Genomic DNA, 23,275 nt, shown 5'->3' with positions numbered 1-23,275 from the left:
GCCTGGGAACGGGACGGGCGCGGATCAACTCCGGTTGGTGGGAGGACATCTGCATCAGCCCGCGGGGTTGAGCTCAGCGGTCTCGAGCGCGGCCTCCTCGACGCCCCACGCGTCGAGGATCTCCTGCCAGAGGCCCTCATCCATGAGGTGCTGCATGGCCTTCTGGACCGCCTCGGTCATCTCGGCGTCGTCCTGCGGCACCACGATGCCCTGCGCGGCGGCGTCGCGGACCCCGCCCACCACCTCGAGCTGGTCACCCGTGATCTCGACGGCGTAGCCTGCAACGGTCGAATCGGCGTAGAAGGCCTTGGCCTTGCCGCCCACCACGTTGGTGGTCACGTCGCCCTGGCGGGGGTAGGAGAGGATCTCGATGGCCTCCTTGCCGTCGGCTGCGCACTGCTCGTTGAACAGACCCAGCTCCTCTTCCTGCCACGTGCCGGTCTGCACGCCGATTGCCTGGCCGCACACGTCATCGGGGTTGAAGCCCTCCGGGTTGCCCTTCTGCACGGCGTAGCTGGAGCCCACCGTGATGTAGCTGATCATGTTGTAGTTGGCGGTGCGCTCCTCCGTGATGGTGAACGAGGAGATGCCGATGTCGTACTTCGAGCCCATGCCCGGCAGCAGCGAGGCGAACTCGCCGTCGACCACCTCGGCCTCGAGGCCCAGCACGCGGCCCAGCGCCTTGCTGAGGTCCACGTCGTAGCCGATGGCGGTCTGCAGGTCATCGGCGCGGAACTCCGCCGGCGCGTAGTCGGTGGCGGCGCCGACGATGAGCGTGCCCTTGTCGGCCACGGCCTGCGGCAGGAGGGCGGCGATCTCGTCGACCTTCTCCACGCCGGAGACGTCGTAGCTCAGGTCGGCGGAATCGGTGCCCGCCTGCCCCTCCTCGGGGGCGGCGTCCTGTCCGCCACAGGCTGTCAGGGTGAGGGCGGCCATGAGGCCAGCGGCGATGATGCGGCGCATGTCAGTCTTCTCTCAAGCGGTGCTGGGGAATGGTGTCAACCACAGCAGAGTAGTGGATTTGGTGGCGAGGTTCGCATCGGGTATTGTCCTGTGAGCCGAAGACCGCAGGTGGCTCAACAGCCATAACGCCACATGGCACCCGCGCAGGTGAACGTGAGACAACCAGGATCCATCCTGTCCGCCCCACGCCGCCGGCGTTGGGCGTTTTTTTGTGGCCACGCGTCACTTCGGCCCTCAGCCGGTCCGTCCAGGGCAGGCAGAGGGTTAGACCGGAAGGAGACTCATATGGCGAGGCCGGATAAGGCTGCCAAGGTTTCGGATCTGGCTGAAGCATTCAGCAAGTCCGAGGCGGCAGTGCTGACCGAGTACCGCGGTCTCACCGTGGCGCAGCTCAAGGAACTGCGCCGTTCCCTCGGTGAGAACGCCAGCTACGCCGTTGCGAAGAACACCCTGACGGCGATCGCGGCCAAGGAAGCCGGCATCGACGGGATCGAAGAGTCCCTGACCGGCCCCACCGCTATCGCTTTCGTCACCGGTGACATCGCCGCCGCCACCAAGGGGCTGCGTGACTTCGCGAAGGCAAATCCGTCTCTGGCAATCAAGGGTGGCGTCCTGGAGGGCAAGTTCCTCGACGCCCAGGCTGTCCTCAAGCTGGCCGACCTCGAATCCCGCGAGGTTCTGCTGGCCAAGATGGCAGGCGCGCTGCAGGCCAACCTGGCCAAGGCCGCCTACATGCTGGCTGCACCGCTGTCGCAGGGTGCCCGTGTGCTCGGCGCGCTCCGCGATGCCGCGCAGGCCAACCCCGCCCTGATCGGTGGCGAGGGCTCCGCGCCCGCCGCCGAAGCCACGGACGAGACCCCCGCCGCGGAAGCGGCACCTGAAGCAGCGGACGCTGCGGAATAACTCACTGTTCCGCACGCTGCGGACAAATCTGAAAGGAAAGCCTCATGGCTAAGCTCACCAACGAAGAGCTCCTTGACGCCTTCAAGGAGATGACCCTGATCGAGCTCTCCGAGTTCGTCAAGCTGTTCGAGGACGCCTTCGGCGTGACCGCTGCCGCTCCGGTGGCCGTTGCCGCTGCTGCTCCCGCCGCTGGTGGCGGCGACGCCGCTGGCGACGCCGCGGACGAGGGTGGCTCCGACAAGGTCGACGTCATCCTGACCTCGGGTGGCGACAAGAAGATCGCCGTCATCAAGGAGGTGCGCGCTCTGACCTCCCTCGGCCTGAAGGAGGCCAAGGACCTCGTTGAGGGCGCTCCGAAGCCGGTGCTCGAGGGCGTCGACAAGGAGACTGCTGACAAGGCCAAGGAGGCCCTCGAGGCCGCCGGTGGCACCGTCGAGTTCAAGTGATCTAGGTCACACACAACTCTTCGAACGGCCCGCCCCCGCAAGGGGGCGGGCCGTTTGTCATTGCCGCCCACCGGGCCTCGGCTAACGTCGAGTCATGCCGAAGCGCTGGTTGAGCGTCCCCGTGGTGACCCTGGCGATGCTGGCGTCTGAAGGAACGCGCCGAACTGCCGCGCGCCGTCGAGGTGCTGGACGGGTACTCCTGGCAGCTCGTCACCTTCCCGGTGGGACCTCGGGAGGACCCCCCCCCGCGGGCCTCCTCGAGTGGGTCGTGCGCGACGACCGGGTCGCCGCACGGGACTGGTAGAGCTTCAGCGCCGTCGGCGAAGAGGCCTGCGAGAGCCTGCTGGCTGAAGCTCCGTTGCCCGAAGGCGATCTATGGAAGTGCGGTTCCGCTCCACGGCTGACGGCGAGGCCGCAGATGCCCGGTGGCGCGCAAACGCCACCGAGGGCGAAGGACACGCCGAATGCCTCGTGCGGCTCTGGGATGCGACGGCCGCGAAACGCCAGCGCGGGTACTTGCCAGGCGGGCACGGGGCGGTATCATCGCTCATGCGTCATCAGCGTTGAGTCGCTTTCACCGCAGGCCGAAATTGTGGGGCCCGCGGTTGTTGCCGTCCGCACCAATCTGCTATATAGTAATTCCTTGCCCCGCTATGCGTTGCGCCCGTGATTTGACACGGGCCCTTCGCCATGCACGGATATTTGCTTCAAGCGTTCTTGGAAGGACCCAATCTTGGCCGCCTCGCGCTCTGCGTTGAAGAACACCAATGTCGTCTCGTCCACCGGCCGTATCTCGTTCGCGAAGATTCACGAGCCTCTGGAGGTGCCCAACCTCCTGGATCTGCAGATCGACGCATACAACTGGCTGATCGGGAATGAGACCTGGCGGGCGAAGGTCGAAGAGCAGCTTGCTGCCGGCCGGACCGACGTCAACACCCGCTCCGGCCTCGAGGAGATCTTCGCCGAGATCTCACCCATCTCCGATTTCCAGGACTCGATGCAGCTGTCGTTCCGCGACCACCGCTTCGAAGAGCCCAAGTGGAGCATCGATGAGTGCAAGGACCGCGACGCCACGTACGCCGCCCCGCTCTTCGTGACCGCTGAGTTCACCAACAACGAAACCGGCGAGATCAAGTCTCAGACCGTTTTCATCGGCGACTTCCCGCTGATGACCGATCGCGGCACCTTCATCATCAACGGCACCGAGCGTGTCGTCGTGTCCCAGCTCGTGCGTTCGCCCGGCGTCTACTTCGAGCAGACGCCCGACAAGACGTCGGACAAGGACATCTACTCCTGCAAGGTCATCCCGTCGCGCGGCGCGTGGCTGGAGTTCGAGATCGACAAGCGCGACATGGTCTTCGTGCGCCTCGACCGTAAGCGCAAGCAGAACGTCACCGTCCTGCTCAAGGCGCTCGGCTGGAGCGAAGACCGCATCCTCGCCGAGTTCGGCGACAACGAGTCGATGCGCCTGACGCTCGAGAAGGACACCGTCAAGACGCAGGACGAGGCCCTCCTCGACATCTACCGCAAGCTCCGCCCGGGTGAGCCCCCGGCGCGTGACGCTGCGCAGCAGTTGCTGGAGAACTACTACTTCAACGACAAGCGCTACGACCTGGCCAAGGTTGGTCGCTACAAGATCAACAAGAAGCTGGGCCTGGACCTGCCGTTCGACCAGCAGGTGCTCACTGAAGAGGACATCGCCGCGGCCATCCGCTACGTCGTGGCCCTCCACGAGCACAAGGAGATGCTGGGCGACGTCCCCGTCGAGGCCGATGACATTGACCACTTCGGCAACCGTCGCCTCCGCACCGTCGGCGAGCTGATCCAGAATCAGCTGCGCACCGGCCTGGGCCGCATGGAGCGTGTCGTGCGTGACCGCATGACCACTCAGGACATCGAGGCCATCACCCCGCAGACGCTGATCAACATCCGTCCGGTGACCGCCGCGCTGAAGGAGTTCTTCGGCACCTCGCAGCTGTCGCAGTTCATGGACCAGAACAACCCTCTGGCCGGCCTGACGCACAAGCGTCGCCTGTCCGCGCTGGGCCCCGGTGGTCTGTCCCGTGACCGCGCCGGCATGGAGGTCCGAGACGTCCACCCGTCGCACTACGGCCGCATGTGCCCCATCGAGACCCCTGAAGGCCCCAACATCGGCCTCATCGGCTCGCTGGCCTCGTTCGCCCGCGTCAACGCGTTCGGCTTCATCGAGACGCCCTACCGCAAGGTCGTCGACGGCAAGGTCACCGATCAGATCGACTACCTCACCGCCGACGAGGAGGACCGCTACGCGATCGCGCAGGCCAACGCCGCCGTCGACGAGGATGGTCGCCTCACGGAGGAGCGCGTGCTCGTGCGCCTCAAGCACGGTGACGCCGACGAGGTGCCCCTCGCCGAGGTCGAGTACATGGACGTGTCGCCGCGCCAGATGGTCTCCATCGCCACCGCGCTGATCCCGTTCCTCGAGCACGACGACGCATCGCGAGCCCTCATGGGCGCCAACATGCAGCGCCAGGCCGTGCCGCTGCTGCGCAACGAGTCCCCGTTCGTGGGCACCGGCATGGAGTACCGCGCCGCTGTCGACGTCGGTGACGTCACCCTTGCGCGCAAGCCCGGCGCCGTCACCTCCGTGTCCGCCGATCTCATCGAGATCACCAACGACGACGGCACCTATTCCACCTTCAAGCTCGACAAGTTCGTGCGCTCCAACGCCGGCACCTGCATCAACCAGCGTCCGTTGGTGGCCCCCGGTGACCGCGTCGAGGTCGGCACCCCGCTGGCCGATGGCCCCTGTACGGATCAGGGTGAACTCGCCCTGGGCAAGAACCTCCTCGTGGCGTTCATGCCGTGGGAGGGCCTCAACTACGAGGACGCCATCATCCTGTCGCAGCGCATCGTCCAGGACGACGTGCTGACCTCGATCCACATCGAGGAGCACGAGGTCGACGCCCGCGACACCAAGCTGGGCGCCGAGGAGATCACCCGGGAGATTCCCAACGTCTCCGACGAGATGCTGGCCGATCTCGACGAGCGTGGCATCGTGCGCATCGGCGCCGAGGTCTCCGCCGGCGACATCCTCGTCGGCAAGGTGACCCCGAAGGGCGAGACCGAGCTCACGCCCGAGGAGCGCCTGCTGCGCGCCATCTTCGGCGAGAAGGCCCGCGAGGTGCGCGACACCTCGCTGAAGGTGCCCCACGGCGAGTCCGGCACCGTCATCGGTGTGCGCGTGTTCAACCGCGAGGACGACGACGAACTGCCCCCCGGCGTGAACCAGCTGGTCCGCGTGCACGTGGCCCAGAAGCGCAAGATCTCCGACGGCGACAAGCTCGCCGGCCGCCACGGTAACAAGGGCGTCATCTCGAAGATCCTGCCGGTGGAGGACATGCCGTTCCTCGAGGACGGCACTCCCGTCGACATCGTGCTGAACCCGCTGGGTGTCCCGTCGCGAATGAACGTCGGCCAGGTGCTCGAGAACCACCTCGGTTGGATCGCCAAGACCGGTTGGGACATCACGGAGGTCAAGGCCGATTGGGCTGAGCGTCTCCGCGACGTCGGCCTCGGCCGTGTGGAGGGCGACGCCAAGGTCGCCAGCCCCGTCTTCGACGGCGCCAACGAGCACGAGATCACCGGCCTGCTGGAGAACTCCCTCGAGACCCGTGACGGTGACCGTCTCATCGACTCCAGCGGCAAGGCCCGCCTGTACGACGGCCGCTCCGGCGAGCCGTACCCGGAGCCCATCGGCGTCGGCTACATGTACATGCTGAAGCTGCACCACCTCGTCGACGACAAGATCCACGCGCGTTCGACGGGCCCCTACTCGATGATCACGCAGCAGCCGCTGGGCGGCAAGGCCCAGTTCGGTGGCCAGCGCTTCGGTGAGATGGAGGTGTGGGCCCTCGAGGCCTATGGCGCCGCCTGGGCCCTGCAGGAGCTGCTCACCATCAAGTCCGATGACGTGCCTGGCCGCGTCAAGGTCTACGAGGCGATCGTCAAGGGCGAGAACATCCCCGAGCCGGGCATCCCCGAGTCCTTCAAGGTGCTGGTCAAGGAGATGAAGTCGCTCTGCCTGAACGTCGAAGTGCTCTCCGGTGACGGCACCGTCATCGACCTTGCGGATTCGGAAGACGATATGCGCTCGGCGGAAGACTTCGGCATCGATCTGGGCCGCCGTCCCGGAAGCGACAGCTTCATGGACGTCGGCGAAGTCTGAGTTGAACTCAGTCACACCCAAAAACTCAGACTTTTCAGGACAAGGCGCCTACTGCCGAAGTAGGGGAAAGAGAAGCCAAACGTGCTGGACGTGAACTTCTACGACGAACTCCGGATCGGGCTCGCGAGCACTGAGCAGATCCAGAAGTGGTCCGAGGGCGAGGTCAAGAAGCCCGAGACCATCAACTACCGCACCCTCAAGCCGGAGCGTGACGGCCTCTTCTGCGAGAAGATCTTCGGCCCCACGCGGGACTGGGAGTGCTACTGCGGCAAGTACAAGCGGGTCCGTTTCAAGGGCATCGTGTGTGAGCGCTGTGGCGTTCAGGTGAGCCGCAGCAACGTGCGTCGCGAGCGCATGGGCCACATCGAACTGGCCGCGCCCGTGACCCACATCTGGTACTTCAAGGGTGTCCCCAGCCGCCTCGGCTACCTCCTCGACATCGCGCCGAAGGACCTCGAGAAGGTCATCTACTTCGCCGCGCACATGATCACCTCGGTGGATGAGGAGGCCCGTCACCGGGACCTCTCGTCGCTGCAGGCGAAGGTGGAAAACGAGACCAAGCAGGTCGCCAACAAGCGCGACGCGGATATCGAGACCCGCCTGCGCAAGCTGGAGGAGGACCTCGCCGCGCTTGAGGAAGAGGGCGCCAAGGCCGACGTCAAGCGCAAGGTGCGCGAGGCGGGGGAGAAGGAAGCCAACCTCATCCGCACCCGCGCGCAGCGTCAGCTGGACCGCATCGAAGAGGTGTGGCAGCGCTTCAAGGGCCTGAAGGTTCAGGACCTGGAGGGCGATGAGATCCTCTACCGCGAGATGAAGAAGCGCTTCGGCAAGTACTTCGAGGGCTCCATGGGCGCCGAGGCCATCCAGAAGCGCCTCCAGGACTTCGACCTGAAGGCCGAGTCCGAGTCGCTGCGCGAGACCATCGCCACCGGCAAGGGCCAGCGCAAGACCCGGGCCCTGAAGCGCCTCAAGGTGGTCAGCGCCTTCCTCAACGGCCAGCACGCCCCGTCGTCGATGGTGCTCGACGTCGTCCCGGTCATCCCCCCGGATCTGCGCCCCATGGTGCAACTCGACGGTGGCCGCTTCGCCACGTCGGACCTCAACGACCTCTACCGTCGCGTCATCAACCGCAACAACCGCCTCAAGCGACTCATCGACCTCGGCGCCCCCGAGATCATCGTCAACAACGAGAAGCGGATGCTGCAGGAGGCCGTGGACTCGCTGTTCGACAACGGCCGTCGCGGCCGCCCGGTGACCGGCCCCGGTAACCGCCCCCTGAAGTCCATCTCGGACATGCTCAAGGGCAAGCAGGGTCGTTTCCGTCAGAACCTCCTCGGCAAGCGCGTCGACTACTCCGGCCGTTCGGTTATCGTGGTCGGCCCGCAGCTGAAGCTGCACCAGTGCGGCCTGCCGAAGGCCATGGCGCTGGAGCTGTTCAAGCCGTTCGTGATGAAGCGTCTCGACGACCTGAACCACGCCCAGAACATCAAGGCCGCCAAGCGCATGGTGGAGCGTCAGCGCCCCGTCGTGTGGGACGTCCTCGAAGAGGTCATCACCGAGCACCCCGTGCTGCTGAACCGTGCACCAACCCTGCACCGCCTCGGCATCCAGGCGTTCGAGCCGCAGCTCATCGAGGGCAAGGCCATCCAGATCCACCCGCTCGTCTGCACGGCGTTCAACGCCGACTTCGACGGTGACCAGATGGCCGTCCACCTCCCGCTGTCGGCTGAAGCCCAGGCTGAGGCACGCGTGCTGATGCTCTCGACCAACAACATCCTCAAGCCGGCTGACGGCCGCCCCGTGACCATGCCCACGCAGGACATGATCATCGGTCACTACTTCCTCACGTCTGAGCGTGGCACGAAGGGTGAGGGTCGCGTCTTCTCGTCGCTGGCCGAGGCAGTCATGGCCTTCGACCGCCACGAGCTGGAGATCGGCGCCAAGTGCCGTATCGTGCTGCGCGGCGTGAAGGTCGACGGCGTGGAGCCCCGCGCTGACGGCTCGGTGCTGCTGGAGACCACCCTGGGTCGCGCCCTCTTCAACGAGGCGCTCCCGGAGGACTTCCACTACATCAACACCGTCGTCGGCAAGAAGGTGCTCGGCCAGATCATCAACGAGCTGGCGGAGAGCTACCCGAAGGTCGAGGTCGCCGCTGCGCTGGACAACCTGAAGGACATGGGCTTCAAGTGGGCGTCGCGCTCCGGCGTGACCGTGTCCATCTCGGATGTGCAGACCCCGCCGCAGAAGGCCGAGATCCTCGACGTGTACGAGCGTCGCGCCACGAAGATCGACACGCTGTACGACCGCGGTCAGCTGACCGAGGACGAGCGTCGCTCTGAACTGATCGGCATCTGGGGTGACGCCACCACGGAGCTGACCGAGGCGATGAAGGCGAACTTCACCACTGATAACCCCATCTACATGATGGTGGATTCCGGTGCGCGAGGAAACATGACGCAGATGCGTCAGATCGCTGCCATGCGTGGCCTCGTGGCCAACCCGAAGGGTGAGATCATCGCCCGACCGATCAAGTCCAACTTCCGTGAGGGCCTGTCCGTGCTCGAGTACTTCATCTCGACGCACGGTGGCCGTAAGGGTCAGGCCGATACCGCTCTGCGTACCGCTGACTCCGGTTACCTCACCCGTCGTCTGGTCGACGTCTCGCAGGATGTCATCATCCGCGAGGAGGACTGTGGCACCGAGCGTGGCCTCACCAAGGTCATCGCGAAGTGGAGCACGCCGGGTACGGACGAGACGGGTCGCCCCATCGAGGTGCCCGCCGAGCCGTTCGCCAAGGGCGCTTCCGTGGAGATGTCCATCGAGGTGGAGACCGCCGTCTACGCCCGCTCCCTGGCTGTCGACGCCGTCGACGCCAAGGGTGAGGTGCTCGTCGAGGCCGGCACGGATCTGGGCGATGCCGAGATCCAGAAGCTGGTCGACGCAGGCGTCACCGAGGTCAAGGTCCGTTCCGTGCTCACCTGTGAGTCCGCGGTCGGCACCTGCGCCATGTGCTACGGCCGTTCGCTGGCCTCCGGCAAGCTCGTCGATGTCGGCGAGGCCGTCGGCATCGTCGCGGCCCAGTCCATCGGTGAGCCCGGCACCCAGCTGACGATGCGTACCTTCCACACCGGTGGTGTGGCCGGCGACGACATCACGCAGGGTCTGCCCCGTGTCACCGAGCTATTCGAGGCCCGCCAGCCCAAGGGCAAGGCCCCGATCGCCGAGGCCGATGGCGTCGTGCGCATCGAGGACGGGGACCGTTCCCGCAAGATCGTCATCGTCCGCGATGACGGTGGTGAGGACCTGGAGTACCCGGTGGGTCGCCGTACGCGCCTCGAGTTCGAGGACGCCAACGGCCAGCGCATCCACATCCAGGACGGCGTGCGCGTGACCATCGGTCAGCAGCTCACCGCCGGCCAGATGGATCCGCAGGACGTGCTGCGCGTGCGTGGCCTCCGCAAGGTGCAGGAGCACCTGGTGGAAGAGGTCCAGCGCGTGTACCGCACGCAGGGCGCTCCCATCCACGACAAGCACATCGAGATCATCATCCGCCAGATGCTCCGTCGCGTGACGGTCATCGACTCGGGTGACACCACGATGATGCCCGGCGAACTGGTGGACCGTCCCACCTACGAGACGGCCAACCGCCAGGCGCTGTCGGAGGGTGGCAAGCCCGCCGAGGGTCGCCCGGTGCTGATGGGTATCACCAAGGCGTCGCTGGCGACGGAGTCGTGGCTGTCGGCCGCCTCCTTCCAGGAGACGACCAAGGTGCTCACGGATGCCGCCATCCAGGGCAAGAGCGACAAGCTCATGGGCCTGAAGGAGAACGTCATCCTCGGCAAGTTGATCCCGGCTGGTACCGGTCTCGACCGTTACCGCAACATCCGGGTGGAGCCCACCGAAGAGGCCCGCGCCACCGCCTACACGATGAGCTACGACCCGTACGACTACGCGTTCGGCTCTGACGTCGTCGGCCCCGCCGTCCCGCTCGACGAGATGGACTTCGGCGAGATCCGCTGACGCTGAAACCGGTGAAGGGCCCGAGACCGCCAGGTCTCGGGCCCTTATCGCGTGCTGGTTGAGCCGGTTGCGTTCGCGCTGGTTGAGCCCGCGAGTTCTACGAGCGGTGTCGAAACCCCCGCAGTCGATCTGTCACTTGTCCCACTGCGGGTGTGCTCCGCCGAGGTCGGGGAAAGAAGGGCGCTCGCAACCGATTCCTGAGCGTTCGCCTGCGAGCCAGCGGACGACGCTTGTGCTGAGCCTGTCCCAGCGCGAAGCGCCGGACAGGTCGAAGTAAAGGGCCCCCGCGGCCGATCCAGCACCTCATTCCCGGCAGGTGTGCGAGCCGCGGGCGGATGAAGACGGGAGTCATCCTCTATCGCGCCAGGGTCGTCCAGCCGCATCCGGCACGTGCGGCTCGGCGAAGACAGACATGGAAAAGAAGGAGGGCGCCGGCCGAAGCCGACCCTCCTGGTTGCGTTGAGAGTCAGATCACGGGCACGTGATGGCGGCCGTCACGGTCCAGGAGATGTTGAGCGCCGAGATGGCAGTCATGTACAGGTAGTGTGCGGCATCGCGGCGGGGCATGCCGAACGTGATGGTGTTGGTGCCCGCCTGCAGGCCATCCGTGCTCAGGGCGGCACCGGTCTGAAGCGTACGGGAATCCTTCACCATGCCGTGGAACACCGTGAGGCTGTCGTATGTGGCGTTGGGGGTCTCGTTGACCCAGTACCAGATCTCGGTGGCGCTGGTGGGGTCATTGACGCCGATGTAGTCCATGGTGAACTGGACGTCGGTGTAGTCGGCGAAATTCTCCGGCAGTTCGAAGGTGACGTGGGTTTCCCCATTTCTTCGGACGCCTGCACTGGCGCCTTAGATCAAGCGGGCGACACCTCGCCCAACGGACGCAATATGTTTCAGGAGCGGGGGTGTCCACAGCCGTCTCAGAACTGAGCGGAACTGGTGCGCGTTCCCGGCAAAGCGCCAAGTGGGCGGACCCGGTGAGCGTTCATAACGGTTCGGTCACTTATCGGGGGGCGCGCTACAGGTTGTTTGCCCGAACATGCGATGATAACGCTGCCAAACCCCTCTGCGCGCGGTTGCGCAGCCGGGAAGAAGAAAGACAACCAAGGAGGTTTGTTGATGCGATTCAAGGCACTCATCGCTGCTGGCCTGGCCAGCATCCTGGCGCTCTCCGCCTGCGGCACCGACGCCGATCCCGCTGACCCCACCACCCCTGCTGATGGTGGCGAGACCAGCGCTGCCGCCCCCGGCGGCACCGAGGGTGGCGCCGGCGGCGACGTCGGCGTGTTCACCTGGTGGGCTGAAGGCTCCGAGAAGGTGGGTCTCGAGGCCCTCGAGAAGCGCTTCGGCGAGATGTTCCCCAACGACACGTTCGTCAACCTGGCCGTGGCCGGCGGCGCCGGCTCCAACGCCAAGGCGAAACTGGAAGCAGACCTGCAGAACAACAACCCGCCGGATTCCTTCCAGGGCCACGCCGGTGCTGAACTGTTCGACTATATCCAGGCGGAGCAGATCCTCCCCGTCAACGACGTGATGGATGAACTGGGCGGCGCGGATGTGTTCCCGCAGAACCTGCTCGACCTCATCACGGTCGACGGCAACATCTACTCCATCCCCTCCAACGTCCACCGCTCCAACGTCGCCTGGGTCAACCCCGCGGTGCTGGACCAGGCCGACATCAGCCACGAGGCTCCTGCCGATCTGGACGCCTGGATCGCCGACATGGAGAAGCTGAAGGCCGCCGGCGTCGAGACCCCGCTGGCCATCGGCACCGCCCCATGGACCCAGGTCCACTTCCTCGAGTCCGTCCTGCTCTCCGAGCTCGGCACGGACAAGTACAACGCGCTGTTCACCGACGGTGACTGGAACTCCCCCGAGGTGGAGAGCGCGGTGTCGAAGTACGCCAAGCTCCTCGAGTTCGCCAACACCGGTGGCGCTGACGACTGGCCGCAGGCCACCGACATGGTCATCGACGGCACCGCCGCCTACAACGTGATGGGCGACTGGGCCGTTGCGCAGTTCAACGAGAAGGGGATGAAGGACGGCGAGGACTACCTCTACTGGCCCACCCCGGGCACCGAGGGCACCTTCCTCTTCCTGGCTGATTCCTTCACGCTGCCCAACGGCGCGCCGAACCCCGAGGGCGCCAAGGACTGGCTGCGCCTCGTCGGCTCCGCCGAAGGCCAGATGGACTTCAACCTCGCCAAGGGCTCGATCCCGGCTCGCACCGATGTCTCCATCGATGAGTTCCCGGCCTACCAGCAGAGCGCCATGGAGTCGTTCCAGAACGACGCCATCGCCTCCTCGATCGCGCACGGTGCTGCGACGTCGAACGCCTGGTTGGGCGAGATCCAGGCAGCCGTGTCCAGCTTCTGGACGAACAAGGATGAAGCCGCTCTGGTGTCCGACCTCGCGTCGGCTGCCGAGAGCTTCCGCTGATCGTCTGATCCGTCAGGTTGGGTCCCTGGGCGCGCCGCGCCCAGGGACCCTTCCCCGTGGGAAGGTAACTCAATGTTCAAGAAGTGGCAGGGTCTCCTCCTGGTGACCCCGTCGATTCTGCTGGTGGTTGTGTTCGTCTATGGCCTCATCGGCCAGAACATCGCAACCTCCTTCGAGCGATCGTCGACCAAGACATTCGCCGGTAACGAGCGGGTCGTCGCTCCCGGCGGGTTTGAAAACTACACGTCCCTGCTGGCAGATCAGCGGTACCAGGATTCGCTGTGGAATCTGCTGGTGCTCACCGCTGTGTTCGTCGGCGGCACCATGCTGTTCGGCCTGATCTGGGCCATCCTTCTGGAGAAGGGCGTCAAGGGCGAGGGCTTCTTCCGTTCCGTCTACCTCTTCCCGATGGCCGTGTCGTTCATCGCCTCGGGCACCGTGTGGAAGTGGCTCCTGTCACCCGGCATCGGCGACAACCAGGCCATCGGCCTCAACCGCCTGCTGATCATGATGGGCATGCCGGAGTTGCAGTCCCGCTGGTGGTCGGACCCCGGCGCGTTCAGCATGGCCGCCATGGCCATGCCCGCCGTCTGGCAGTTGTCCGGCTACGTGATGGCGTTGTTCCTCGCCGGCTTCCGGGGCATCTCGGAGGATCAGCGTGAGGCCGCCCGCATGGATGGTGCGGGGGAGTGGCAGATCTACCGCCACGTGCTGTTCCCGCAGTTGTCGCCCATCGCGCTGTCCGCGCTGATCATCATCGGCCACATGTCGATGAAGACGTTCGACCTGATCTACGCCATCGCCGGCCAGAACAACGTCGTCGCCGACGTGCCTGCCACGCTGATGTGGGTCCAGCTGTTCCAGCAGAAGAACGCCCCGCAGGCGGCGGCCAACGCCACCATCCTGCTGTTGATCGTGGCGCTGGTGGTCATCCCCTACCTCGTCTACACCAACAAGACTGAGAAGGACATGCGATGACCACCTCAACTGTCGCACCCCCCGCTCCCCTGGAGGGGGAGGGCTCGGCGCTCACGTCGCTGAAGCCCCGCAAGAAGACGGTGACCCCGGGAGAGGTGTCCTGGCGCGTCATCCGCATGGCGCTGCTCATCTTCTTCGTCGCAATCATCCTGATGCCGATTTATGTGGTGCTGGTCACGAGCTTCAAGTCGCCCGCCGATTTCTCGGTGGTCACCGCCTGGAACCTGCCGGAGCGGCTGAGTTTCGACGGCTGGGCCGCCGCCTGGGAGGCCCTCGCACCCGCGCTGGTCCGCTCCGTCGTGCTGGCCATCTCGTCGGCTGTGTTCGCCTCGATCCTGGGTTCGATGAACGGCTTCGTCTTCTCGAAGTGGAAGTTCCCCGGCGCGGACATCATCTTCACGATGTTCCTGTTCGGCATGTTCATCCCGTACCAGGCTGTGATGATCCCGCTGCAGGCGCTCATGATCAACATGAACCAGTCGATGCCGTTCCTCTCCGGCGTGCCCACGCTCATCATCGCGCACGTCATCTACGGCATCCCGATCTGCACCCTCATCTTCCGCAACTACTACGCCACCGCGGTGCCCACCGACATCATCGAGGCGGCGCGCGTGGACGGCGCTGGGATGTGGTCGATCTTCACCAAGATCGTGCTGCCGGTGTCGGCGCCCGCGTTCGTGGTGACGATGATCTGGCAGTTCACCTCCGCCTGGAACGACTTCCTGTTCGCACTGTTCCTCACCGACCGCAACACCGGCCCGGTGACGTACGCACTGCAGGAGTTGGCGTCGGCGCAGAACCCTGATTACTCCCGCATGATGGCGGGCGTGCTCGTGGCTTCGCTGCCCACGCTGCTGGTCTACATCTTCCTGGGCCGCTACTTCGTGAGCGGCCTGATGAGCGGCTCTGTGAAGTAACCCGCCCCGATCAGGACACCTGCAACTGGCCGGTCGGATGGATCCCCATCCCGCCGGCCAGTTCCATGCCGGGATCCGTTGGGCTCGGTCCCTGTCAGGCCAGTAGTCTCATCGCCATGAACAAGCTTCCCGCGGAGGCCTCGCTGCGCCGCTACTCGGCCCGGCTCCTGTGGGTGCCGTTGGTGGTGGCGTTGCTCAGCGGTGCCGTCGCCCTCGTCCGTTCCCCGGCTGAGATGATTCCGCTGGCCCTCACCGGCCTCGCGCTGGTCGCGTTCGCCGACGGCCGCCGCGTCGTGGCCGGGGTGCTGTTGGGCCTTGCTATCTGCGGCGGCAGCATGCCGGTGGCGGTGGCACTGGCCGTTCTGGTGGCGGTGGGGCTGAGGGAGGGCTGGCGGCGCCTGCTGCAGGTGGGCGCGCCCGCCGCGGGGGCGCTCCTGATCGGGCAACTGGCCTTCGGCCAGGGCCCGGCCGGCGTCGTGCAGAGCTATCTCGCGCAGATCGACGCCCCCGTCGGCCCGGGGTCAGTGTGGTACCTCCTGGGTCTGTGGGGACCCAGCATCGGCCACGCCGGGTGGCTGGGCTTCGCGGCGTTGTTCCTGGCGCTGGGTTGCCTCTTCGGCCTGCTGCGCAGCACCGGGCAGAGCCCCCGCGTCGGCTCCCTCATCGCTGTGGTGGTCCTGAGCTCCGTGCTGCTAGCACCGGAGGTGGCGCCGCACGTGGGGGTGTGGGTGCTGCTCGCGGTGCTGGTGGCCAGGCCGTATCCGCTCGAGGTCCTCGTCGTGGGCGTCGCGCAGGCCGCCTATGCGGCGGGCGCCTCGGGCTGGTTCGGGCCCGCGGGCAGCGACCCCGCCCACTGGCTCCACGCGCTGCTGACGGCGGCGCCGATCGTCGCCCAGGTCTGGATCCTCGCCCTCGTCTTCTGGGATCTCCTCTGGCCGGTGCAGGACCGGCTGCGCGTCGTGCCCCCGGCCACTCCCGCCGCCCGGCACGTCGAAGCCGATCCTCCCTCGGGTTGGCCCGCGTGGCGTCCCGCGGTCGTCACCGCAGCGGTGGCGGTGGGGGTCACCCGGGTGATGTACGTGCTGGGTGCCTATGCGGCGCAGTGGCTGACGACGCGTGACGAGATGCAGCCCGAGTTCACGCTCGAGACCTGGCTGCGCTGGGACGCGGAGTACTTCATCGAGATCGCGCAGCGGGGATACGCTGCGGACGTGGCCAACGGCAACGCGGCCGCCTTCTTCCCCTTGTTCCCGCTGAGCGTGCGGGGGCTGAGCGCGCTGGGCCTCGAACCGCTCATCGCGGGCATGCTGATCTCGCTGCTGGCCAGTTTCGTCGCATGCGTCTACCTCCATCGCCTCGCCGAGTTGCACGGCTTCGCGGGCAGGCACGCCCAGTTGTACCTGCTGCTGTTTCCCACGGCTGCCTTCCTGGTGGCCCCCTACACCGAGGCGCTGTTCCTCGCCGGCGCCATCCCCGCGTTCTACTACGCCTACCGCGGGCGCCCCTGGCCGGCAGCGCTGTTCGCCGCCGTCGCGGTGGGCACCCGGACGGTGGGGCTGCTGGTCCTGATGGGCGTGGCCTTCGAACTGGCCAGGCGCGTCTGGCCAGACTGGCGCAAGCTTCTGATGTCCGCCCTGGCCATGGCGGCGGCCACCATCCCCTTCTGGGCCTATGGCCTGCATCTCCGCGAGGTTGCGGGGGCCTTCTTCGCCTTCCAGCACGCGCAGAAGGAGGGCTGGGGACGCGAATTCGTCGGCCTGGTCGATGGCCTGGTCCTGACGTGGAACACCTGGGAGGGCGGCTACTCGGCCAACAACATCTTCGCCTGGCGGCTGGAGGTCATCTTCGCCGGCCTGTCCGTCCTCCTCCTGCTGTGGCTCATGTGGCGCGGCTACGTGGGCTACAGCGTCTACGTCGGCGCCACCCTGATCATCGCCCTGGGCAACACGTGGTACTTCAGCAACCCACGCCTGGCCCTGGCGTTCTTCCCGTTCGCGTTCGCACTGGCCGCGCTGACCCGCCGCAGGGAAGCAGTGCACTCCTATGTCGTGGTGCTGCTTGCGGGCCTGGCCATGGTGGGTGCCGTCGTGCTGACCAGCGGGCGCTGGTTCTTCTGAGCCTGGAGAATCTTTTGTTTCGCAACGCTCCTCATGGCCCGCATACCGTGTTAGTGTGCTCGCATTCTGCCTGACGGCGTTGTCAGGCGGTGGTAGCACAGAGGAGCACCCACGATGTTGCATCTGCCCCTGGCCTCACGCCCCGCCACCCAGAAGGTGGCACTGCTCGTCGCCGCCGCCATGTCGGTGAGCCTTGGCGTGTCTGTACAACCGGCGGCCGCCGCGCCGGTCAACGGTTTCCACACGTCATTCGAGGCGGAACAGCCCCAACCCCTCCTCAACGAGGCGGCGGGCTACCCGGTCAACTTCACCGGAGAGCAGTTCATGGCCAGCAGCCTGCTGAGCCTCGTCGACGAGGTCAGCGGCACCGGCTCCAGCCCCGCAGGTGAGTCCCCGCAGATGGCCGCTGACGCCAATTCGACGACGAAGTGGCTGACCTTCGCCCCGACGGCGACGCTCACCTACCGGCTCTCCGAGCCCGCTTCGATCACCGGCTACGCGCTGACCTCGGCCAATGACGCCCCGGACCGCGACCCACGGGACTTCCTCGTGGAGGGCTCCACCGACGGCAGCACCTGGGTCACCATCGACACGCAGACGGGGCAACAGTGGCAGGAGGGCGGTAGCCAGAACCGCTTCGTCACCAAGGACTACGACCTCGCGGAGCGCAGCGCGGAGTACCAGTACTACCGCCTCAGCGTGCAACTCAACAACGGCGCCACCATCGTGCAGTTGGCGGATTTCGACCTCGTAGATGTGGATCGGGAGGCGCGCCTGCTGCCGATGGTGACCGAGGTGACAGGCGGGCCCAGATCGTCCTACACGGCCAAGCTCGGCGTCGGGTGGACAGGCGTGCGGTCGCTCGGCTACTCCGGCCGAGTCCTCGTGGCAGGTGCCGCGTCGGCCAGCAATCTGCTGTTCGACGACCTCGAGATCGCCGTGGCCGCTGGTGACGAGTTGAGCTACAAGATCTTCCCGGTGCTCGACCCGGCGCTGACCTATTCGTCCACCCATGTGGCGGTCGACCTGGTCTTTACGGACGGTTCCCGGCTGTCGACCTCCGGCGCCACCGACGCCTACGGCTACGGGGCGAGTGCGCGGGCCCAGGGCGAAGGCAAGATCCTCTTCCCGGATCAGTGGAACTCCGTCACCGTCGACCTCGACGGGCTCGCCGGCCGCACCATCAGCCAGATCCTGCTCAGCTACGACCAGGCCGCCGCGCCAGCCGGCACCCCCGTGGCGGGCTTCGTCGACGACATCACCATCGAGCAGGCCACGCCCAGAGACACCTCCGACGGGCTGATCAGCTACGTCGACACCCGCCGCGGCACCAACTCGACGGGCGGCTTCTCGCGTGGCAACAATCTGCCCGCCACCGCCTGGCCCAACGGGTTCAACTTCGTGACCCCCTTCACCAACGCCAACACCACCGGCACGGTCTACAGCTACCAGCAGGCCAACAACGCGGAGAACCGTCCCAGGCTGCAGGGCATCGGCTTCTCCCACCAGCCCAGCATCTGGATGGGGGACCGCAATCAGCTCGTCATGATGCCGTCGCTGTCCGCCACGCCGCCGGGAGGCCTCACCAACCGAGCGCTCGCCTTCCACCACGACAACGAGGTGGCGCGGCCGGATCTCTACTCCGTCAACTTCGACAACGGCATCAGCACGGAGGTGACCCCCACTGATCACGCGGCCATCTTCCGGTTCACCTTCCCTGGCGACGTGGGCAGCGTGGTGGTCGACCAGGGCGTCGGCCAGTCCGGGCTCAACGTCAGCGCCGACGGGCGCGTCACCGGTTGGGTCGACGGCGGCTCCGGCTGGCCGGGCCGCACCCGGATGTTCGTGGCCGGCCAGTTTGACGCCACCCCCACCGGGCAGGGCAATGCGGAAGGGCGGGCCAGCGCCCGGTACGCCGCCTTCGACACCACCGCTGACAAGTCCGTCGAACTACGCATCGCGACCTCGTTCATCTCGGTGGACCAAGCGCAGAAGAACCTCGACCAGGAGACGACCGGGCGCAGCTTCGAGGACGCGCGCGCCGCCGCCACGGCCGCGTGGAACGAGCGACTCTCGGTCATCACCGACATCGTCGGCGCCACCGATGAGCAACTGGTCAACATCTACTCCGGCCTGTACCGGCTCAACCTGTACCCGAACTCGCAGTTCGAGAATGTCGGCACCGTCGAGGCGCCGGCCTACCAGTACGCCAGCCCGGTCTCGCCCACGGTCGGGGCGGCCACCGCCACCCGGACCAACGCCCAGATCGTCGACGGGAAGGTCTACGTCAACAACGGCTTCTGGGATACCTACCGCACCGCCTGGCCCGCCTACGCGTTGCTCTACCCCGAACTCGCCGAGGAACTCGTCGACGGTTTCGTGCAGCAGTACCGCGACGGCGGCTGGATCGCCCGCTGGTCCTCGCCCGGCTACGCCGACCTGATGACGGGCACCAGTTCAGATGTCGCCTTCGCCGAGGCCTACCTCGCCGGCGCCATCAGCACGGAACTCGCGCTGGACGCCTACGACGCCGCGGTGAAGAACGCGACGGCGCGCCCGTCGTCGAACGCCGTCGGCCGCAAGGGCCTCGAGCGCTCGATCTTCCTCGGATTCACGGAAGCGACCACACATGAGTCCGCGTCGTGGGGGCTCGAAGGCTTCATCAACGACTTCGGCATCGCCCAGATGGCGCTGAAGCTCGCCGAGGACCCCGCAACTCCCGCGGCACGCGTGCCGCAACTGCTGGAGGAGGCGGAGTACTTCGGGGTGCGGGCCAACCGCTTCGTCGAAATGTACAACCCTGCCGCCGGTGTCTTCACCGCCCGCAACGCGGACGGTTCCTGGCCCTACGGCGCCGATTTCGACAAGAAGGCCTGGGGCGGCGCGTTCACCGAGGCGAGCGGCTGGACCTTCGCGTTCCATGCGCCGCACAACGTCGACGGCATGGCCGCCCTTTACGGCGGGCGTCAGGGCCTCCTCGACGAACTGCACGAGTTCCTGGCCACCCAGGAACGGGCCGACCGTTCGGGCATCCACGAGGCCCGTGAGGCACGCGACGTGCGGCTCGGCATGCTGGGGCTGTCCAACCAGATCGCCCACCACATCCCCTACGTCTTGGCGGAGGCGGGCGACCCGTCCGGCGCGCAGGCCCTCATCAGGGACGCGCAGCAGCGCCTGTTCGCAGGCTCCGACATCGGCCAGGGCTACCCCGGCGACGAGGACAACGGCGAGTTCTCCGCCTGGCACATCTTCTCCGCGCTGGGCTTCTACCCGCTCCAGGTGGGCTCGGGCGACTACACCGTCGGCTCGCCGCTGTTCGACAGCGTCACGCTCAACCTCGACGGCAATCCGCTGACCATCACCGCGCCCGGCGCGGCGACTCAGGGGCGCGTGTATGTCGCCGGCCTGTCGCACAACGGCACGGCCCTGACCACCACCACCATCGACGGCGACCTCATCCGCTCAGGAGGCACGCTCGCGTTCACCATGAGCGACACGCCCACCGCCTGGGGTGCCAAGGATCTCGGGGAGGCCCTCGAGGTGCCCGAGACCCACATCGACGCATCAGGCCCGGATTTCGGCGCGCTCGTCTCCGGAGACGGTACGGAGACCCGCCCGCTGATCGACGACGACATGCGCACCGCAGCCCGATTCACCGGCAACGAGGCGGTGCTCACGTGGACCGCGCTCGCGGGCGCGGTGGACGTGTACCAGTACACGCTCACCAGCACCGTCGGTGAGGGCGTCAGCGCGCCGGTGTCGTGGACGCTTGAGGGCTCGCTCGACGGCGAGGCATGGACCCAGCTGGACGCCCGCACCGAGCAGGTGTTCATGTTCGACACGCAGACGCGCCCGTTCACCGTGCCAGAAGGCGCCGGCAGCTTCAGTCACTACCGCCTCACCATCCAGGGCGCCGAGGGCATGACCCTCGGCCTGGCGGAGATCGAGTTGTTCGCCCGCGCCGCGGAGGGTGGAGAGCTGACCCTGATCCCCGCTGACGATCAGTATGTGCCGGTCAACGCGGAACTCTCCGCACCCCTGGCACGGGTCATCGGCGGTGAGGTCGGCGGCGGCTCGGAGGTCACGGTCGACTTCGGCGACGGCACCGGCCCGCAGCCGGGCGTGCTCACGTCCACAGGCCTGGGCGGCTGGAGCATCGCCGCGCCGCACACCTTCACCAGGCCCGGCGTCTACACCGCGACCATCAGTGTCACGGACGGCGCAGGCACCGTCCGCACCGACACCATCCGCATCACGGTGACCACCGACGACACGCTCGTCGGCCAGTTCAACAACGTCTGCATCGGGGATCTGAACCGGACCGCCGCCAACTGCGATGGGCAGAACTACGGCTACTTCCGGGACAAGCTCGCCGCGGACGGCTTCATCCAGGGCCAGACCATCGCGGTGCCAGGCACGGAGCTGACCTACGACCTGCCGGACATCCCGGCAGGGAGGCCGGACAACATCACCGGCGAGGGGCAGACCGTCAGGCTCGTGCTGGGTGAGGGCGCCACGCAGATCTCGTTCATCGGCATGGGCACCGAGGCCAACCGCCAGACGGTCGGCGTCCTGACCTACAGCGACGGCACGACGCAGGAAGTGCCGATCGAGTTCGGCGACTGGGTGGGAGCCTCAGGCAACCCGGCCTTCGGCAACATCGTGCTCGCCGTCTCCGAGGGGCGGCTCTCGGGTACCAGCCCGGAGTCCAGCGTGAAGAACACCGCCGTGTACGCCACAGCCCCGTTCACCCTGGCCGTCGATGATGAGGGCGCGCCCAAGACCGTGGTCAGCCTCACCCTGCCCGAGGAGGAGGGCACGCTGCGTCAACAGGGCCGGATCCACATCTTCGCGATCGCAGACGACGGCGACCGCAGCGGCTTCGACCAGATCGCCGTGACTGCGGGCACCGTGGCCAACCCGACCGCCCGCGTCGAGTTCGAGGCTGAGTTGGCGACGGTCACCAGCAGCTTCGGCCTGGACGACGCGATGGCGACCATCAACTGGGGCGACGGCACACCGCTGGAAGATGCCGCCGTCGTCGACGGGGCCGTGTCGGCCTCGCACACCTACGCCGAGCCAGGTACCTACACGGTGTGGGTCACGGCCAGCGACGGTGTGCAGTCCGCCTCGGCTTCACTCGAGATCGAGGTCGACGCGGCGCCGGTGGTGGTCACAGGGATCTCAGTCACCACGCCGCCCACGAAGGTGGACTACGTGGCGGGCGAGGAACTTGACCTCGCCGGCCTCGTAGTGACCGCGGCCTACTCGGACGACTCCACTGCAGTGTTGCCGGCGGAGGACCTGACAGTGAGTGGCTACGACCCCGACACGGTGGGGGGACAGACCGTCACGGTCACCTACACCAGTGAGGGCGAGACGTACACCGACACGTTCACCGTCACAGTGGCCCCGGCTCTCACCGGGATCGAGGTCACCCCGCCCACCAAGGTCGACTACCTCGCCGGTGAGGAACTGGACCTGACGGGGCTGTTGGTCACGGGGACCCTCTCCGACGGGTCGACTGAGCCGCTGGAACTCGACGACGTCGAGATCAGCGGCTATGACCCGGACACGGTGGGGGAGCAGACCGTCACCGTCACCTACACGGTGGGTGAGGAGACGTTCACCGACACATTCACCGTCACCGTCCGCGAGCCGGATCCGGAACCCACGGAGGAGCCCACCGTCGACCCGACGGATGAGCCCACCGTCGAGCCGACGGATGAGCCGACTGACGAACCCACTGTGGAGCCGACGGAGGAGCCCACTGTGGAGCCGACGGAGGAGCCCACCGTGGAGCCGACGACTCCGGCACCCACGAAGAAGCCGACGCCTGAGCCGATCGCGCTCATCGCTCCCTACGAGGTGCCCGGTCACCACTTCATCAACGGTCGCCGGTGGTTCACCGAGTGCGAGGAGTACTCGCAGACGGTGCGGTGCCACACCAACATCTGGGCGACACAGGTGCGGGAGATCGACGGGCGGTTCGTCCAGTTGACCGGCTGGCACTTCAACAACCTGACCTACCTGCCGTACATGACTCGTGCGGAGTGGAAGGGCAATCCGCTGGGGCACACCAACTCCTGGACGTCGACGGAGGGCCGCAGTTGGCGCACCGAGTGCGACACCCCGGCCACCGGCCGCGACGGCTGCCGCAGCTACATCCTGGCCGACTACGTGAGCGCCAGCCAGGCGCCTGACGGCACGTGGAGCTACGCCTGGGAGCGGGGCTGGTTGTTCAACAACATGGTGCGGTTCAAGAGCCGCTGAGCCGGGTCG

General features: G+C 66.7%; 11 protein-coding genes. 9 read left to right on the top strand and 2 right to left on the bottom strand.

What is annotated here, in order from left to right; genetic code table 11:
* Positions 1-54 precede the first annotated feature (54 nt).
* A complete protein-coding gene (locus BN1186_RS15060; protein WP_040284730.1) occupies positions 55-963 on the bottom strand; it encodes an ABC transporter substrate-binding protein in 909 nt (302 codons plus the stop codon).
* A gap of 285 nt (positions 964-1,248) precedes the next feature.
* On the opposite strand from BN1186_RS15060, the gene rplJ reads away from it, so the two are divergent.
* The 4 genes from rplJ to rpoC all read left to right on the top strand — a co-directional run bounded on the left by rplJ (position 1,249) and on the right by rpoC (position 10,539).
* A complete protein-coding gene (gene rplJ, locus BN1186_RS15055; RefSeq protein WP_040284729.1) occupies positions 1,249-1,866 on the top strand; it encodes a 50S ribosomal protein L10 in 618 nt (205 codons plus the stop codon).
* Between the two features lie 44 nt (positions 1,867-1,910).
* The gene (gene rplL, locus BN1186_RS15050; protein ID WP_040284728.1) at positions 1,911-2,312 is read left to right on the top strand and encodes a 50S ribosomal protein L7/L12; all 402 of its coding nucleotides are present in this window, start codon (positions 1,911-1,913) and stop codon (positions 2,310-2,312) included.
* 733 nt (positions 2,313-3,045) lie between these two features.
* Positions 3,046-6,519 (top strand): DNA-directed RNA polymerase subunit beta, encoded by a 3,474-nt coding sequence (rpoB, locus tag BN1186_RS15045; RefSeq protein ID WP_052460234.1) that lies wholly within the window; start codon positions 3,046-3,048, stop codon positions 6,517-6,519.
* 81 nt (positions 6,520-6,600) lie between these two features.
* On the top strand, positions 6,601-10,539 hold the full coding sequence (rpoC, locus tag BN1186_RS15040) for a DNA-directed RNA polymerase subunit beta' (RefSeq protein ID WP_040284726.1): 3,939 nt from the start codon (positions 6,601-6,603) through the stop codon (positions 10,537-10,539).
* A 471-nt stretch (positions 10,540-11,010) separates the two neighbouring features.
* On the opposite strand, the gene BN1186_RS15035 is transcribed toward rpoC, so the two are convergent.
* Positions 11,011-11,298, bottom strand: coding sequence for a hypothetical protein (locus tag BN1186_RS15035; protein WP_040284725.1), 288 nt, complete (start codon positions 11,296-11,298; stop codon positions 11,011-11,013).
* 363 nt (positions 11,299-11,661) lie between these two features.
* Here BN1186_RS15035 and BN1186_RS15030 point away from each other — a divergent pair, with 363 nt between their 5' ends.
* From BN1186_RS15030 to BN1186_RS15010, 5 genes are all read left to right on the top strand, one after another.
* On the top strand, positions 11,662-12,981 hold the full coding sequence (locus BN1186_RS15030) for an ABC transporter substrate-binding protein (RefSeq protein ID WP_040284724.1): 1,320 nt from the start codon (positions 11,662-11,664) through the stop codon (positions 12,979-12,981).
* A gap of 72 nt (positions 12,982-13,053) precedes the next feature.
* Positions 13,054-13,959, top strand: a complete 906-nt coding sequence (locus BN1186_RS15025) for a carbohydrate ABC transporter permease (RefSeq protein ID WP_040284723.1) — start codon at positions 13,054-13,056, stop codon at positions 13,957-13,959.
* Positions 13,956-14,876, top strand: coding sequence for a carbohydrate ABC transporter permease (locus tag BN1186_RS15020; RefSeq protein ID WP_040284722.1), 921 nt, complete (start codon positions 13,956-13,958; stop codon positions 14,874-14,876). Before BN1186_RS15025 ends, BN1186_RS15020 begins: the two co-directional genes overlap by 4 nt.
* A 116-nt stretch (positions 14,877-14,992) precedes the next feature.
* Complete coding sequence (locus BN1186_RS15015; protein WP_052460233.1) at positions 14,993-16,993, top strand: mannosyltransferase family protein; 2,001 nt, start codon at positions 14,993-14,995, stop codon at positions 16,991-16,993.
* A gap of 114 nt (positions 16,994-17,107) precedes the next feature.
* Positions 17,108-23,266: a GH92 family glycosyl hydrolase gene (locus BN1186_RS15010; RefSeq protein WP_052460232.1), complete on the top strand. Its 6,159-nt coding sequence runs from the start codon at positions 17,108-17,110 to the stop codon at positions 23,264-23,266.
* The last annotated feature ends 9 nt before the right edge of the window (positions 23,267-23,275 follow it).

This window comes from Tessaracoccus massiliensis (assembly GCF_000826065.2).
Taxonomy (GTDB): Bacteria; Actinomycetota; Actinomycetes; order Propionibacteriales; family Propionibacteriaceae; genus Arachnia; species Arachnia massiliensis_A.
The sequence above is the reverse complement of the archived record's forward strand: the minus strand, read 5'-3'. Positions and strand labels throughout refer to the sequence as shown.

What these genes read in the sequence shown, in the direction of transcription:
- BN1186_RS15025 (WP_040284723.1), top strand. Translation starts at nt 13,054, where the DNA reads ATGTTCAAGAAGTGGCAGGGTCTCCTCCTGGTGACCCCGTCGATTCTG.
- BN1186_RS15030 (WP_040284724.1), top strand. Translation starts at nt 11,662, where the DNA reads ATGCGATTCAAGGCACTCATCGCTGCTGGCCTGGCCAGCATCCTGGCG.
- BN1186_RS15015 (WP_052460233.1), top strand. Translation starts at nt 14,993, where the DNA reads ATGAACAAGCTTCCCGCGGAGGCCTCGCTGCGCCGCTACTCGGCCCGG.
- rplJ (WP_040284729.1), top strand. Translation starts at nt 1,249, where the DNA reads ATGGCGAGGCCGGATAAGGCTGCCAAGGTTTCGGATCTGGCTGAAGCA.
- BN1186_RS15060 (WP_040284730.1), bottom strand. Translation starts at nt 963, where the DNA reads ATGCGCCGCATCATCGCCGCTGGCCTCATGGCCGCCCTCACCCTGACA.
- BN1186_RS15035 (WP_040284725.1), bottom strand. Translation starts at nt 11,298, where the DNA reads ATGGACTACATCGGCGTCAATGACCCCACCAGCGCCACCGAGATCTGG.
- BN1186_RS15010 (WP_052460232.1), top strand. Translation starts at nt 17,108, where the DNA reads ATGTTGCATCTGCCCCTGGCCTCACGCCCCGCCACCCAGAAGGTGGCA.
- BN1186_RS15020 (WP_040284722.1), top strand. Translation starts at nt 13,956, where the DNA reads ATGACCACCTCAACTGTCGCACCCCCCGCTCCCCTGGAGGGGGAGGGC.
- rplL (WP_040284728.1), top strand. Translation starts at nt 1,911, where the DNA reads ATGGCTAAGCTCACCAACGAAGAGCTCCTTGACGCCTTCAAGGAGATG.